13 protein-coding genes are annotated in these 12,907 nt (G+C 70.6%); 6 read left to right on the top strand and 7 right to left on the bottom strand.

The genetic code is table 11. From position 1 onward, the window contains the following. Positions 1-28 precede the first annotated feature (28 nt). From AB0C21_RS36965 to AB0C21_RS36975, 3 genes are read right to left on the bottom strand one after another with little or no spacing between them, the layout of a single operon-like run. Positions 29-574: a hypothetical protein gene (locus AB0C21_RS36965; protein ID WP_500210633.1), complete on the bottom strand. Its 546-nt coding sequence runs from the start codon at positions 572-574 to the stop codon at positions 29-31. A 43-nt stretch (positions 575-617) separates the two neighbouring features. Then, positions 618-1,265 carry a nucleotidyl transferase AbiEii/AbiGii toxin family protein gene (locus AB0C21_RS36970; protein ID WP_500210634.1) on the bottom strand — a complete coding sequence of 216 codons (648 nt, stop codon included), beginning with the start codon at positions 1,263-1,265 and terminating at the stop codon, positions 618-620. Beyond that, on the bottom strand, positions 1,265-1,573 hold the full coding sequence (locus tag AB0C21_RS36975; RefSeq protein WP_500210635.1) for a hypothetical protein: 309 nt from the start codon (positions 1,571-1,573) through the stop codon (positions 1,265-1,267). Before AB0C21_RS36975 ends, AB0C21_RS36970 begins: the two co-directional genes overlap by 1 nt. A gap of 105 nt (positions 1,574-1,678) precedes the next feature. Between AB0C21_RS36975 and AB0C21_RS36980 the strand changes: the two genes are divergently transcribed. The 4 genes from AB0C21_RS36980 to AB0C21_RS36995 all read left to right on the top strand — a co-directional run bounded on the left by AB0C21_RS36980 (position 1,679) and on the right by AB0C21_RS36995 (position 5,825). Then, positions 1,679-2,272 carry a pyridoxamine 5'-phosphate oxidase family protein gene (locus AB0C21_RS36980; protein WP_500210636.1) on the top strand — a complete coding sequence of 198 codons (594 nt, stop codon included), beginning with the start codon at positions 1,679-1,681 and terminating at the stop codon, positions 2,270-2,272. A 254-nt stretch (positions 2,273-2,526) separates the two neighbouring features. Beyond that, a complete protein-coding gene (locus tag AB0C21_RS36985; protein WP_500210638.1) occupies positions 2,527-4,308 on the top strand; it encodes an aminotransferase class I/II-fold pyridoxal phosphate-dependent enzyme in 1,782 nt (593 codons plus the stop codon). Next, positions 4,305-5,108 (top strand): phosphatidate cytidylyltransferase, encoded by an 804-nt coding sequence (locus AB0C21_RS36990; RefSeq protein WP_500210639.1) that lies wholly within the window; start codon positions 4,305-4,307, stop codon positions 5,106-5,108. The genes AB0C21_RS36985 and AB0C21_RS36990 overlap by 4 nt, the downstream gene beginning before the upstream one ends. Before the next feature lie 120 nt (positions 5,109-5,228). Continuing rightward, entirely contained in the window at positions 5,229-5,825 is a 597-nt protein-coding gene (locus AB0C21_RS36995; protein ID WP_500210640.1) for a GNAT family N-acetyltransferase, read from the top strand. A 35-nt stretch (positions 5,826-5,860) separates the two neighbouring features. Here the strand turns inward: AB0C21_RS36995 and AB0C21_RS37000 are convergent, their stop codons facing one another. Beyond that, positions 5,861-6,346, bottom strand: coding sequence for a hypothetical protein (locus AB0C21_RS37000; RefSeq protein ID WP_500210642.1), 486 nt, complete (start codon positions 6,344-6,346; stop codon positions 5,861-5,863). Positions 6,347-6,742: 396 nt separating this feature from the next. On the opposite strand from AB0C21_RS37000, the gene AB0C21_RS37005 reads away from it, so the two are divergent. Then, positions 6,743-7,738, top strand: coding sequence for a winged helix-turn-helix transcriptional regulator (locus AB0C21_RS37005; RefSeq protein ID WP_500210644.1), 996 nt, complete (start codon positions 6,743-6,745; stop codon positions 7,736-7,738). Positions 7,739-7,834: 96 nt separating this feature from the next. After that, on the top strand, positions 7,835-9,370 hold the full coding sequence (locus tag AB0C21_RS37010) for a class I adenylate-forming enzyme family protein (protein WP_500210645.1): 1,536 nt from the start codon (positions 7,835-7,837) through the stop codon (positions 9,368-9,370). 30 nt (positions 9,371-9,400) lie between these two features. Here AB0C21_RS37010 and AB0C21_RS37015 read toward each other — a convergent pair whose 3' ends face one another. The 3 genes from AB0C21_RS37015 to AB0C21_RS37025 all read right to left on the bottom strand — a co-directional run bounded on the left by AB0C21_RS37015 (position 9,401) and on the right by AB0C21_RS37025 (position 12,825). Further along, entirely contained in the window at positions 9,401-9,778 is a 378-nt protein-coding gene (locus tag AB0C21_RS37015; RefSeq protein WP_500210646.1) for a PaaI family thioesterase, read from the bottom strand. Between the two features lie 61 nt (positions 9,779-9,839). Next, positions 9,840-11,006 (bottom strand): thiolase family protein, encoded by a 1,167-nt coding sequence (locus AB0C21_RS37020; RefSeq protein WP_500210648.1) that lies wholly within the window; start codon positions 11,004-11,006, stop codon positions 9,840-9,842. Between the two features lie 70 nt (positions 11,007-11,076). Further along, on the bottom strand, positions 11,077-12,825 hold the full coding sequence (locus AB0C21_RS37025; protein WP_500210650.1) for a class I adenylate-forming enzyme family protein: 1,749 nt from the start codon (positions 12,823-12,825) through the stop codon (positions 11,077-11,079). Positions 12,826-12,907 lie beyond the last annotated feature (82 nt).

Genomic DNA, 12,907 nt, shown 5'->3' on the forward strand with positions numbered 1-12,907 from the left:
GCCAGAAAGGCTCGAAAGCAGGCTCGGCCTACTCCATGCCGGCCCGTTCTCGCTCTTCCTCGGACGTCGCCTGCTTCGGGTCGGTCGCCGTCTCCCGCCTGCCGTACAGGGACTCCAGACCCACCATGAGGAGAATGAAGGCGACAAAGGACAGGACAAAGAGGAGTCTGCCGTCCCACTCCCGATCCCGACCGAAGGCGAACTCGGCGCCCTTTCCGGCTCGGCAGGTCACGATATATTCGGCGCTGGTTTTCCGAAGCGAGTCGATCGTGTAAATCCGCCGCCATGTCGCGCCGTCAACGGTCAGGTCGTGGCCGGTCCGTTGCTCCAGATCCGCGTCCGGGCTGTTGGACACGCACTCGGGAGTGCCCGGAGAGCCGGCGCGGACGAAGATGGAACGGCTGCTGCTGTAGCGGGGGAAATCGATCTTCGTCGGCTGTCCGGACGCGAAGTGTCGTTTGATCGAGTCTGTGCCGGCCGTCAGCTCCAGACCGGTTCCGTGCACCCATACCGCGCACGGGATATAGATGAGCACGGCTACGATCCACAGCACACCGTGGAGGAAGCTCTTCATGACCGGAATCCGTCCCGACGGGGCCGGGTGACTCGCAATGCCATCAGTGTCCGATCTCCGCCGCCCACCTGGCGAATCGATCGCGGAGCATAGTGATCGCCGACGGTGCGAGCCCATGGACGCTGAACGCCTGGTCGGGGAACCGATTGAGCGCGTTCAACGAATGCACGAACATCTCGGGTACAAATCCCGGGTCCGCGGACGAGGCCAGTCGCATCAGATCGGCGGTGCTGTAACGGCCGCTGCGAAGGACCGCGTCCAAATCGACGAAGTCTCGTACTTCGGCCCGACCGTAGAGCGCAGTGACTTTGCCGCCGACGGCGTCGTCTGGGTGGAGGACGGGTCCTATGGCCAGCGGGACGGGTTGATGTGCCCGCCAGTTGATGCCCAACTCCACTTTGAACGGCCGACCGTCCGGCGCCCTGAGCAGGAGCCGCGCGAACCCGTCGTTGGACAGTGGAACTTCGACTTCGAAGCCGGCGTCACGGTAGGCGTCGATCGCCGCGGTCACGGCATCGCCGAACTGGTGACGCTCTCCGTTCACAGTGAAGAGGTCGACGTCATCGGAGATGCGGTCGAGGAAACCGTGCGCTTGGATCGCATAGCTGCCCGCGAGTGCGAAGCCGTACTTCGCGGTCGCCGCCAGGCCGATGCGTGCCGCGTGCTCATGAAGGGGGTCCATGCGCCGCATCACACCGCCCTGACGAGCGCGGGAAAGGCGCTCTCCCAAAGAAGCCGCACCCGCACCGGAAGGAACAGCCGACCCCAGAGTCGTCGGAGTACCTCCGCGTTGAGGTAGAGGGCGAGATCCCGCTGGGAAATCGCCTCCCGGAGGACTCGTTCATACATGAGCCTGCTCTGCGCCGAGTCGTTCAGGTCGTAGACGTGCTGCTCGGACCAGTCGAGGTGCGTTGGCAGCTCGACCATTCCGGAGGTCGGGCCGGTGAGTTCGGCCAGGCTCCCCGGAATGACATAGGGCCGGCTGTCGGCATACCGCATGCATCCAGTGTGCACGAGCCGACGGTCGTGCACCTGATGCCGACGGATACAGGTCGGCGGACGGCCGCCGAGTGGGAGCGCCCGCTTCGTCGTCATACTTGATCCATGGGAAAGAGCTATGAGCGGATAGACGGCAGGCTGCGCGAGTTCATCGAGGCGCAGCACATCTTCTTCACCGCGACCGCGCCGCTGGACGGCGACGGCACCGTCAATCTTTCGCCCAAGGGGCTCAACGGCTCGTTCGCCGTGATCGACGAACTCACCGTGGCCTACCTCGATTTCGCCGGCAGCAACGCCGAGACCATCGCCCATCTGCGCGAGAACGGCCGCATCACCCTGATGTGGTGCGCCTTCGACGGTCCGCCGAACATCGTGCGCGTGCACGGCCGCGGAGAGCCGGTCTTCCGCGACGACGAGCGCTGGACCGAGCTGATGGCCCACTTCCCCGACATCGACCCGACCCCGCACGGCCTGCGAGCGATCATCGTCGTGACCGCCGAGAAGATCCGCGACACCTGCGGGTACGCCGTCCCGTTCATGACCTACGAGCAGGACCGCCCGCTGCACGCGTCGCGCTTCGCGCGCGAGACCGACGAGACCCTCGACGCCTACTTCCAGAAGAAGGAGCACGTCGCCACCAGCATCGACGGCCTACCAGGACTGCCCCTCCCCCTGCCACCGCTTCCCCCGGCCGTATAGGACCCCGCCGGTCAAGCGGCGGCGGTTCGAGCGGCTGGGGCTGCGACGGGTCAGTGGATGCCAGGCCCGATCGGCCCACCGTCACTGCCGCGAAGGGGGGGCATCGGCGCCAGCCTTCCCACCATCGGAAGGGGCCGCGGGTGGGCTTGGGAGGTTCGGCGGCGGAGTTGAGTACGGGGCTCGCGGGGGGCTGAGTACGGGGACTCAGGTGGTGGCTTGATCACCTCGGCAGAGTGGCGGCCGAGGTGATCCGAATGAGAACAGATCAGCAATTTCCGGGGCCGGGCGCCGCCGGTTCGCCCGTCGCGTCGGCCGTCGGCGAGCTGGAGCTTCGGATGTCGTACGAGGCGGACCATGAGTGGATCCGGCGGCTCCGGCACGACGTCTACGCGCGGGAACTCGGGCAGCACGTCCCCAATGCCGCCGGTCTGCTCACCGATGACCTCGACGAGAGCAACGTCTACGTTGTGGCGGTCAGTCAAGGCGAACCGGCCGGCTTCATCAGCGTGACGCCCCCATGGGCGGGCCGCTACTCGATCGACAGGCACCTGAGGAGGGACGAGCATCCGGCGCTGAGCGAGGACGGCCTGTTCGAGATCCGGATCCTGACCGTCGATCCGAGTCTGCGCGGCGAGATGATCGGCAAGCTGCTGATGTACGCGGCGCTTCGCTGGGTGGCGGGGCACGGGGGCCGGAGCATCGTGGCCCTGGGCCGGGTCGAGCTGCTGCCGATGTACCTGTCGCTGGGGCTCGCGTCCACCGGCACGGCGGTGCGCTCGGGGGCCGTCGAGTTCGAGCTCCTCACCGGCGACGTCGCCGAACTCACCGGCGGGACGCTGCGACGGCACGGGCCGCTGCTGCGCGATCTGGCACGGACGGTGCGGTGGAGGCTGGAGGTCCCCTTCCTGCCCGAGGACGAGTCCTGCGCACACGGCGGCGCATCCGTCGAGGCGCTGGGACGGGGGTTCGAGACCCTGGACGCGAACGGCGACGTGGTCCCCGCCGACGTGCTCGACGCCTGGTTTCCGCCGGCTCCCGCCGCGGTCGCCGCCCTGGCCCGCGGGCAGGACTGGATCGCGCGCACGTCTCCGCCGGCGCGGGCGGACGGCCTCATCGAGGAGATCGCGCGCCGCCGGGGCCTGCCCGAGGAGGCCGTCGCCGTCGGCGCGGGATCCTCCGACCTGATCTTCCGCGCGTTCCGCGGCTGGCTGGACGCCTCCAGCCGGGTGCTCCTGATCGACCCGACCTACGGCGAGTACGCGCATGTCGTCGAGCGGGTGATCGGCTGCCGTGCCGACCGGTTTCCGTTGCGCCGTGCGGAGGGCTGGCGGACAGACCCGGAGCGTCTCGCCCGCGCCCTGCGGAAACGCTACGACCTGGTGGTCGTCGTCAACCCCAACAACCCGACGGGGGTCCATCTCGACACGTCCCGACTGCGGAAGGTGCTGGAGAGCGCGCCCGGCGAGACCCGGTTCTGGATCGATGAGACGTACGCCGGTTACGTCGGCGCCGGGCAGACGCTGGAACGCTACGCGGCGGAGGCCGGCAATGTCGTCGTCTGTACATCGCTGTCGAAGATGTACGCCCTGTCGGGCCTGCGCGCGGCCTACCTCACCGGGCCTCCGGCGATCGTGGCGGATCTGCGCCGCTGGACCCCGCCGTGGTCGGTGAGCCTGCCCGCCCAGATCGCCGCGGTGAGCGCGCTGCGCGACCCGGAGTACTACGCCTCCCGGTGGGCGCAGACGGCGGCGCTGCGCGCCGAGCTGGCGGCCGCGCTCACCGGGGCCGGCGAGAACCTGCGCGTCAGCGAGTCGGTGGCGAACTTCGTCCTGCTCACGCTGCCCAAGGGGGGGCTCACGGCGTCCAGGCTGGTCGACCGGTGCCGGCAGAGCGGCGTGTTCCTGCGAGACCTGTCGCCGATGTCCCCGGCGTTCGAAGGCCGGACGGTCCGAATCGCAGTACGGGACGCCGCGGCGAACGCCCGGGTGGCGGCCGCAGTCTCCGAGGCTCTGCGCGTCCCGCACGGTATGGCGTGACCGGGTTCGCGGATCCGGTCCCTTACCTTGCCGGGGCCCTGCTCGTCGGCGGCGTCGCGGTCGGGTTGTCCAGGCGACGGGAGTACATACTCCGGTGGTGCGCCTGGGCGGTGGGCGTGCCCGTCGTGGTCGTCGCCCTGAAAATGGGACCCGGCGGGGCGGCCGTCCTCGCCGCCTTGGCGGGAGGGGCATGCGCCCTTGAATACGCAGGCCTGACCGGCGTCCCTCGGCTGGACCGTGCGGTGCTCGCCGTCGCCGTGCCCGTGGCTCCTGTGACGGCCTGGCTGGCGCCCGACCGTCTGCCCCAGGTTCTCGCTCTCACCCTCGCAGCCGTCGCCATGGTGCCGGTGCTGGCCGGCGACGCGGACGGCGGACTCTCCAGGCTGTGTTTCGGTGTGCTGGGCGTGATCTGGTTCGCCCCGTTTGCCGGCGTGGTCCTGCTCGGTCCGGAGGTCCTGGCACTGTTCGCGGCGGTTTCGATCGCCGACATCACCGCCTCGTTCGCCGGTCGGTCGCTCGGCGGGCCGGCCCTCTCCCGGCTCTCGCCGAACAAGCACTGGAGCGGCCTGCTGGCCGGGACCGTCACGGGCCTGGGCACACTGGCCGCGCTCGGCGCGTTCACACCAGCTTGGGCCGTCGCGGTCGCGGTCGGCGCCCCGCTGGGGGACCTGCTGGAGTCGATGGTCAAGCGGGGAGTCGAGGCCAAGGACTCCGCCTCATGGCTGGCGGGCGCCGGCGGCCTGCTCGACAGACTCGACTCCCTCCTGCTCGCCCTCGTACTCGCCCTGGCGCTCAGCTGAAACCGTGCACGTCCTCCAGGTCGGACGAGGTGCTGCCGCCGGCGTCAACAGCGGCGCTGGACGGTGGCCTCGCGGTCGCCGCCCGGTGGCATCTCCAACGCGCCGGGTACGTTCAAGTCCGTGGACGATGCGGCGATCGATGTCTTCCAGGCCGACCAAGCGGACGCCTCCCGGCGGGTGGTTCTGCGTCATCTCGCCAGTCGTGACCAAGACGAGTTTCTCGACCTGGTGAACGTCAGTAAGGACCTGCACCACCCCTGGATGTCGCTGCCGTCCACGCCGGAGCAGTTCCACGCCTACCTCGCGCGCTACGCGCAGCCCGACGAAGAGTCGGTGCTGATCTGCGTGCGCGGCAGTGGGGCCATCGCCGGGCTGGTCAATATCAACAGCATCATTCGGGGACGGTTCCAGTCCGGGTCGGTCGCCTACGCCGCCTTCGCCCCCACCGTCGGCCAGGGCTACATGACCGAAGGGCTCACGCTGGTGGTGCGCTACGCCTTCGAGCAGTTGCAGCTACACCGGCTCGAAGCCCAGATACAGCCCGACAACCACGCCTCCCTCGAACTGGTCCGACGGGCGGGCTTCCGCCATGAGGGCTGCTCGCCCGAACTGCTGTTCATCGAGGGAGCCTGGCGAGACCACGAACGATGGGCGATCACCAACACCATGATCGACATCGCCCCGACGCCTCCCCACCCCACGCTCCCAGAACGCTAGATTTACCCGCCGTCGAACGCGGCCGATCTCGCTCGTCACAGGAGGTCGAAGAAGCCCACGGGAGAGGGCGAAGGTTCAGCGTTTACCGGCCGCTGACTCCAGTTGTCTGCGCCCTTCCTCGCCGCATGTCCACAGCTGACTCCGACCCTTCCGTCCGTGTGAATCAGAAAGCGGACCGGGCTCGACACCCGTTCACCTGTCCACGAGAAGAACCAGCCGCGCTCGTCCGCCCATATCTCCTCGTCCAATGAGAAGTCCCAACGGCGGGACACGTCGAAACGTTCTCGCCCGATGAGCGCCGAGCGCCGCACCTCATAGCGCAGGCCGCCGTATCTGGCCTCGAAGCCCTCTCGCCTGACCACCAACTCCATGGGCGCGGGGACCACACGTCCAGCCCGGTCACGAACGTTCAGAAAGTCGGTCGGCGTCCTGGCCGGATCGCTCGGCGCCCGCCGTCCCGTGCGGCTCAGCAGCCCCTGAGCCCGGTCGGAGAAATCGGCGAGGTCATCGAGGACGTGCACTCATGCTTCCCCAGCAATCGGTTGTGCCGATGTTACTGACCCAGGCAGGGGCGAGGAAGCGGGCGGCCCACCGAGCTGGGACCCGACACGGTGGGCGAGGCCACCGGCCTCGCCCACCAGCACGTCTGTCCCAACCGCGTCACACCGAACCAGCCCGCCGCACTGACCGGCACGCGCCCGCATGTGTCGGGGGTGACGGAACGTTGGCCGCCTGCCTCAGTGCGAGGTGAGGGGGCGGAACGCTCCGTCCTCTTGATGAGTCCCGGACACGGGGACGTCGCTCCGGCCCGCTGCAGGCGTCGCGCCGAGGCCTCGGGGGCGTCGGACCAGGTCCGATCGGCGGTCAGCGTGCGAAGTAGCATTGCGAGGAAGCGGGGAGAAGGAGATGGTGATCCGATGGTGGGCCGGGCGGCTCCGGAGGCGCGGCCCAGCGCGATCGGGCAGGCGCTGCTGGCGATCGGCGACCAGTGGACCCTGCTGATCCTGCAGCGGGCCTTCCTCCTGCGCATCCGCCGTTTCGCCGACTGGCGGGACGAACTGGGAGTATCGGAGTCCGTGCTGGCCAACCGGCTCAAGGAACTCGTCGCGGGCGGGCTGCTCGCGCCGTCTCCTTACCGGGAGGAGGGCCGCACCCGCACCGAGTACCTGCTCACAGAGCAGGCCCGGGAGTTGTGGCCGCTGCTGGTGGCGGTCTGGTCCTGGGAGCGTGCCTGGGTGCCGCGCCGGTCCGGCGGGCTTCCCGAGCTGATCCATGAGACCTGCGGCGAGCGCACCGATGTCGAGATCGGCTGCGCGTCCTGCGGGCTGGCGCCCGTCACCGCTCGCGACACCGTCACTGAACGGGGCGACGCGACGTTCGCCCAGGTCGCCGTGCCGCGCCTGCATCGCAAGACCGTGCGCGTCAACGGAAGAGAAGACCCCCTCTCCTACTTCCCCGAGACCTTCGAGCTTCTGGGGGACCGGTGGGGCACGGTCCTGCTCGCCGCGGCCCTGCTGGGGATCCAGCGCTTCGTCGACCTCCAGTCCGACCTGGGGGTGGCGCCCTCCGTCCTGTCCAGCCGGCTGCGGCGCTTCACCGAACTCGGGGTGCTCGCCGCCGGTGGGGGAGAAGGCCGCCGGTCGACCTATCGGCTCACCGAGAAGGGCATCGCCTTCTTCGACGTCTTCGCCTTCCTCGTCGACTGGGGGCAGCGCTGGTACACCGGCCCGCCCGGCACCGACCTGCGGATCGTGCACCGGGCATGCGGTGAGCCTTTCCGCCCTTACCTGCGCTGCCGTTCCTGCGGGAAACCTCTGGAGCGCGCGTCCGTGGCCTTCGCCGTCACCGGTGCGGGCGGCCTTACTCAGCGGCTGCCCCGGCGCGGAGTCGAAGGGGCCGCCGCGTCCGGCTGACAGCCGCAACGGGCCGGTACTGACGTCCCCGCTGACATCGCCATCCTGGCTTCGTCTATAGTAGTAGGCATCGCGTCAGAAGGTTCGGGAGAGACCATGACCATCGGCCTGCTCGCCGGCCGCGCCGCGGCCCGCTACGGCGACCGACCCGCGGTGACCGGCCCTGACGGGAGCCGGAGCTTCACCGAACTCGTCGACCGGGCCGACCGCCTGGCCCGCGCTCTGCTCGCCCTGGGGCTGCGTCCCGGAGAGCGGGTCATGGAACTGCTGCCCAACAGTTGCGCGCTCGTGGAGTCGGATCTGGCGCTGGCACTGGCCGGTCTGGTCCGCGTGCCGCTCAATCCGCGCCTCGGCCCCCGCGAATGGGAGCGCATCGCCGATGACTGCGGCGCCGGCGCGCTGATCTATGACGGCCGGTACGCCGAGGAGACCGAGGCCCTGCGCAGCGGACTGGGCGCCGGGCGGACCATCGTCATCGGGGACGGACCAGGGCGGCCATGGGACCGGCTCCACGACGCCCCCCGAGGGCGGCCGCTCAAGCCCGCGGGCCTGGACGACCTGGCCGGGCTGGCCTACTCGTCCGGGACGACCGGCCGGCCGAAGGGGGCCAGGCGCACGCATCGCAACCGCGTCGCCTCGGCCCTGGCCATGACCCACGAAGTCCTCGGAGGCCCTCCCGCCCGGGACTCGGTATACCTGCACGCAGGCCCTGCGATCCATACCAGCGGATTGTTCGTCCTGCCGTTCCTGATGGCGGGCGCCCTCCAGGTCATGCTCGACCACGCCGGCCCCGAACAGATCCTCCAGGCCGTCGACGAGCACCATGTCACCCATACCGCCCTCGTCCCCACCATGGTGGACCGACTGGCGGGAGCCGCGACCGCCCCGCCGCCGTCCCTGCGCATGCTCGCCTACGCGGGCTCTCCCATGCCCGTCGAGCACATCCGCCGCGCGAGTGAACGGCTGACGCCCCGCCTCGTCCAGTACTACGGCCTGGTCGAGGCGATGCCCCCGCTGACCGTCCTGGACGAGGAGGACCATGCCCGCGGCCTCGCCGGCCGGCCGGAACTCCTGACCTCCGCGGGCCGGATCTGCCTGGCCGTCGACCTGCGGGTGGCGGACGAGGACGGCCGGCCCGTACCCGAGGGCGAGACGGGGGAGGTGCTGGTCTCGGGCGATCCCGTCACCACGGGCTACTTCAACGCCGAGGACCGCGATGACCTGGGGAAGTCCTTCGTGGACGGGCGCCTGCGCACCGGTGACGTCGGGCGCATGGGGCCCGGGGGAAGGCTCTGGCTGACCGACCGCCGGAACGACATGATCATCACCGGCGGGTACAACGTCTACCCCCGCGAGGTCGAAGAGGCCATCACCCGCTTCCCCGGCATCGCCTCCGCCGCGGTCGTGGGCCTGCCCGACGAGCGCTGGGGCCAGCGGATCACCGCGGTCTACTCCTGCCTGCCGGACCACGACGTCGAGCCCGCACGGCTGCTGGCCCACTGCCGTGACCGGCTTCCCGCGCACAAGTGCCCCAAGTCCGCGCACCGGGTCGCCGACCTGCCGCTGAACGCGACCGGCAAGATCCATCGACGGGAGATCGCGCGGCGCCTCATGCGCGCCGAACGCTGGTGACGCCCCTCGTGGAAGGGACGGGACCTACCGTCACGGCCACAGGATGAGCTGGGTGCAGCGGAACATGGCGATCTTGCGGCCGCCTCCGTCGGCGACGCCGGCGTCCCAGACCTGGGTGCGCCGCCCGTCGTGGGCGAGCGACGCGACCGTGCGGATGCTGCCCCCACGGGCGGTTCCGACGTAGTTGGTGGTCACCTGGGTGGTGGTGAAGCCCTTCGCGCCTTCGGGGAGCGTGAGGCGGCAACCGATGCCGCAGGCGGTGTCGGCCAGGGCCACGACCGTCGCGGCGTGGAGGTAGCCGTTGGGCGCCAGCAGGTCGGGGCGGACGTCGAGTTCCGCCACGACGCCGCGGCCGGAGATCTCCACGACGCGGAACCCGAGCAGGCCGGGAAGCCTGCCGCGGGTCATGCGGGTGAGACTCTCCGGAGTCGGGTCCGGCGGTGTGGGGCGCGGGGAGACGTCGTCCACCTCATGCCTCCAGGACGAGGGCGATGCCGAGGCCTACGCCGATGCAGGCGGCGGCCACTCCGATTCCGCCGCCCCGTCGGCGCAGCTCCCGGGCGCAGTCGACCACGATGCGCGCGGCCGAGGCCCCCAGGGGGTGGCCGAGGGCGAGGGCGCCGCCGTGCGGGTTGACCTTCTCCTCGGGGAACTCCAGATCGTCCACGCAGGCCAGGACCATGGCCGCGAACGCCTCATTGAGCTCCAGCACCGACACGTCCGACAGGTCACGGTCGGCCTTGCGCAGCGCCGCGCGGACGGCGGGAACGGGTGCGACGGCGAAGCGGTGGGGTTCCAGGGCGACCACGGAGCTGGAGACCACCCGGGCAAGCGGGGGCAGCCCGAGCTCGTCGGACGCACGAGCGGACCCCATCAGGACGGCGATCGCACCGTCGCTGATGGGAGAGGCGTTGCCGGCGGTCACGGTGCCGCCGGCGGTGAAGGCGGGGCGGAGCCGGGCGAGCGCGGCGGGGTCGCTGTCCGGACGGATCGACTCGTCCCTGACCACTCCCTCCAGCGGAGCGACCCCTTCGTCGTGCAGGCCCTTCTCCCAGGCGGCGTGCGCCCGCGCATGGGACCGGGCCGCCCACTCGTCCTGCCTCGCCCGGCCGATGGCGCGCTCGGCGGCGACGATGTCCACCGAGCCGCCGAGAGACGCCGTCCACTCCGGGGGGAACGCGGGGTTGGGCATCCGCCAGCCGACCGCGGTGGAGGTCAGCTCCAGCCGCCGGGGCAGCGCCTCGTCGATCGGCGGGAGCACGAAGGGGGCGCGGCTCATCCCCTCGACCCCTCCCGCCACGACGAGTTCGGCATCGCCGCAGGCCACCGCGCGTCCCGCCTGCACGATCGCCTCCGCGCCCGAGCCGCACAGCCGGTTGACCGTCACACCGGGGACCGTCACCGGAAGCCCGGCGAGGAGGGCCGCCATGCGCGCCACGTTGCGGTTGTCCTCCCCGGCGCCGTTGGTGTCCCCGTACACGACGTCGGCGATCCGCGCAGGGTCGAGCCCGGCGTGGCGTTTCACCAGCTCCCGCAGCGGGTGAGCGGCCAGGTCGTCCACCCTGACCCCGGACAACCCGCCCCTGTTCGCGCCGAACGGGGTGCGCTGGGCGTCCAGCACCAGCACATCTGTCACGCCGACTCCCTCACTTGATGACCACGTACGGAACCGGTGGGCGCCGCAGGCGCCCTCCCCCGGGGGCGGGCTAAGCCGGTGCGGCGGTCAGGTCGGACCCGCCGTCCGCGGCAAGCCCGCCCAGTTCCCGCTTGAGCACCTTGCCGACGGGGTTGCGGGGGAGGGCGTCGACGAACACGAACCGCTCGGGGAGCTTGTAGGAGGCGATGCGCCGTTCGCGCAGGTGCTGGAGCAGGGCGTCGGCGTCGGGGCGGGTGCCGGGCGCCGGCACGATGACCGCGCACGCCTTCTGCCCGAGCACGTCGTCGGGGTAGCCGACGACCGCGGCTTCGGCGACGCCGGGGTGGGTGGCGAGCAGTCCCTCGATCTCCGCGGGGGCGATGTTCATCCCGCCGCGGATGATGAGGTCCTTGCTGCGGTCCACGTAGAGCAGGTACTGGTCGCGGTCGCCGGCGATCTGGAACACGTCCCCGGTGCAGAGGTAGCCGCGCTCGTCGAAGGGGTCGCGGCCGGCGGTGCCGGGAAGGTAGCCGGAGAACACCATGGGTCCCTTGATGCGCAGTTCGCCGGGCCGGTCCGGCTCGGTGATGTCCTCCCCGGTGGCCAGGTCCACCAGGCGCAGCGAGATCCACTCCGATGCGCGACCGTGCCACTGCCGCCCCGGCGCGCCGTAGCGGGGGAAGTAGCGTGCGCGGACGTCGGGATCGGGGAAGTCGGCCGGGGCGCCCAGCAGGCACACGCCTTCGTTGGATCCGAAGAAGTTGACCACTGAGATGCCGTGCCCGTCCTGCCATCCGCGCACCATGGACGGTGACAGAGGCGCCGACCCGGAGGCGATGGAACGCAGCGAGGACAGGTCCGCGGACGCGAGCAGCCTTTCGTTCTGCAGGAGCATGGTCAGCACGGCCGGGGGCGCGAGCGTGTAGGTGACCCCTTCCTCGGCGATCTGCCGCAGGTAGGTCGGCAGCGTGAAGGGGTGGTGCAGGACGTAGACGGCGCCGCACCTGAGCCAGGGCAGCAGCGTCCCGGCGATGGCGGCCATGTTGACCAGGGGGAACGGGTTGAGGATGACGTCCTCGCCGGTCAGTTCGGGGCCCTCGAGCGTCGGCCACGAGATGGCGAGCCAGTCGTAGTGGCAGCGCGGGACGGCCTTGGGGGTGCTCTCGGTACCCGACGTCCAGCACACCGTGACGCAGTCGTTCGGGTCCGCCCGGAACGCGCTCAGGTGGTCGGCGACGAGGGATCGGTCGTCGCCGTCGGCGGGGGCCGCGTCCAACGGGACGACACCGTCCGGGAGGTCGTCTCCGAAGGCCAGCAGGAGTCGCGGCGACTCGGTGGCGCGCAGCGTCTCGAGGGCGGCGGCCGCGGTGGCGCGCTCCCCGATGCGGCCGGCGGTGATGAAGGCGGTGAGGCCCGCCAGCGGGGCGAGCAGGCCGAGTTCGTACTCCCGGTACTGGACCGGCATCGGTGAGATGACGGCTCCGATCCGGATCGTCGCGAGGTAGCAGGCCACCAGTTCGGTGCAGTTGGGGAGCTGTGCGCCGACCATGTCGCCGGGTCTGACGCCGTGCCTCAGCAGTTGCGCCGCGATCCGGTCCACCGCGGCGTCGAGTTCCGCCCACGTCCAGCGGTTCGGTCCGATGCCCGTGAGGTCCCGCTTGTCGGGCGGGTCGACCACGGCGAGCGCCTCCGGCCGCCGCTGGACCTGGAGGTTCAGCAGGTCGCCGATCGTCTCGTCGCTCCACCAGCCGCGGGCGGTGTAGTCGGCGACGCGCTCGCTCGGATGCAGCGCCGCGGGTCGGCTGTCGCCTGCCTGCATGTCTCCTCCTCGGTTCGTGCTCCCGGGGGAGCCTCACCCTGGGGAAGCTATGATAAGAAAAGTCAGAGGTCAATGGGGTGAC

The organism is Spirillospora sp. NPDC049024 (assembly GCF_040649235.1).
In the GTDB taxonomy this organism is placed as follows: Bacteria; Actinomycetota; Actinomycetes; order Streptosporangiales; family Streptosporangiaceae; genus Spirillospora.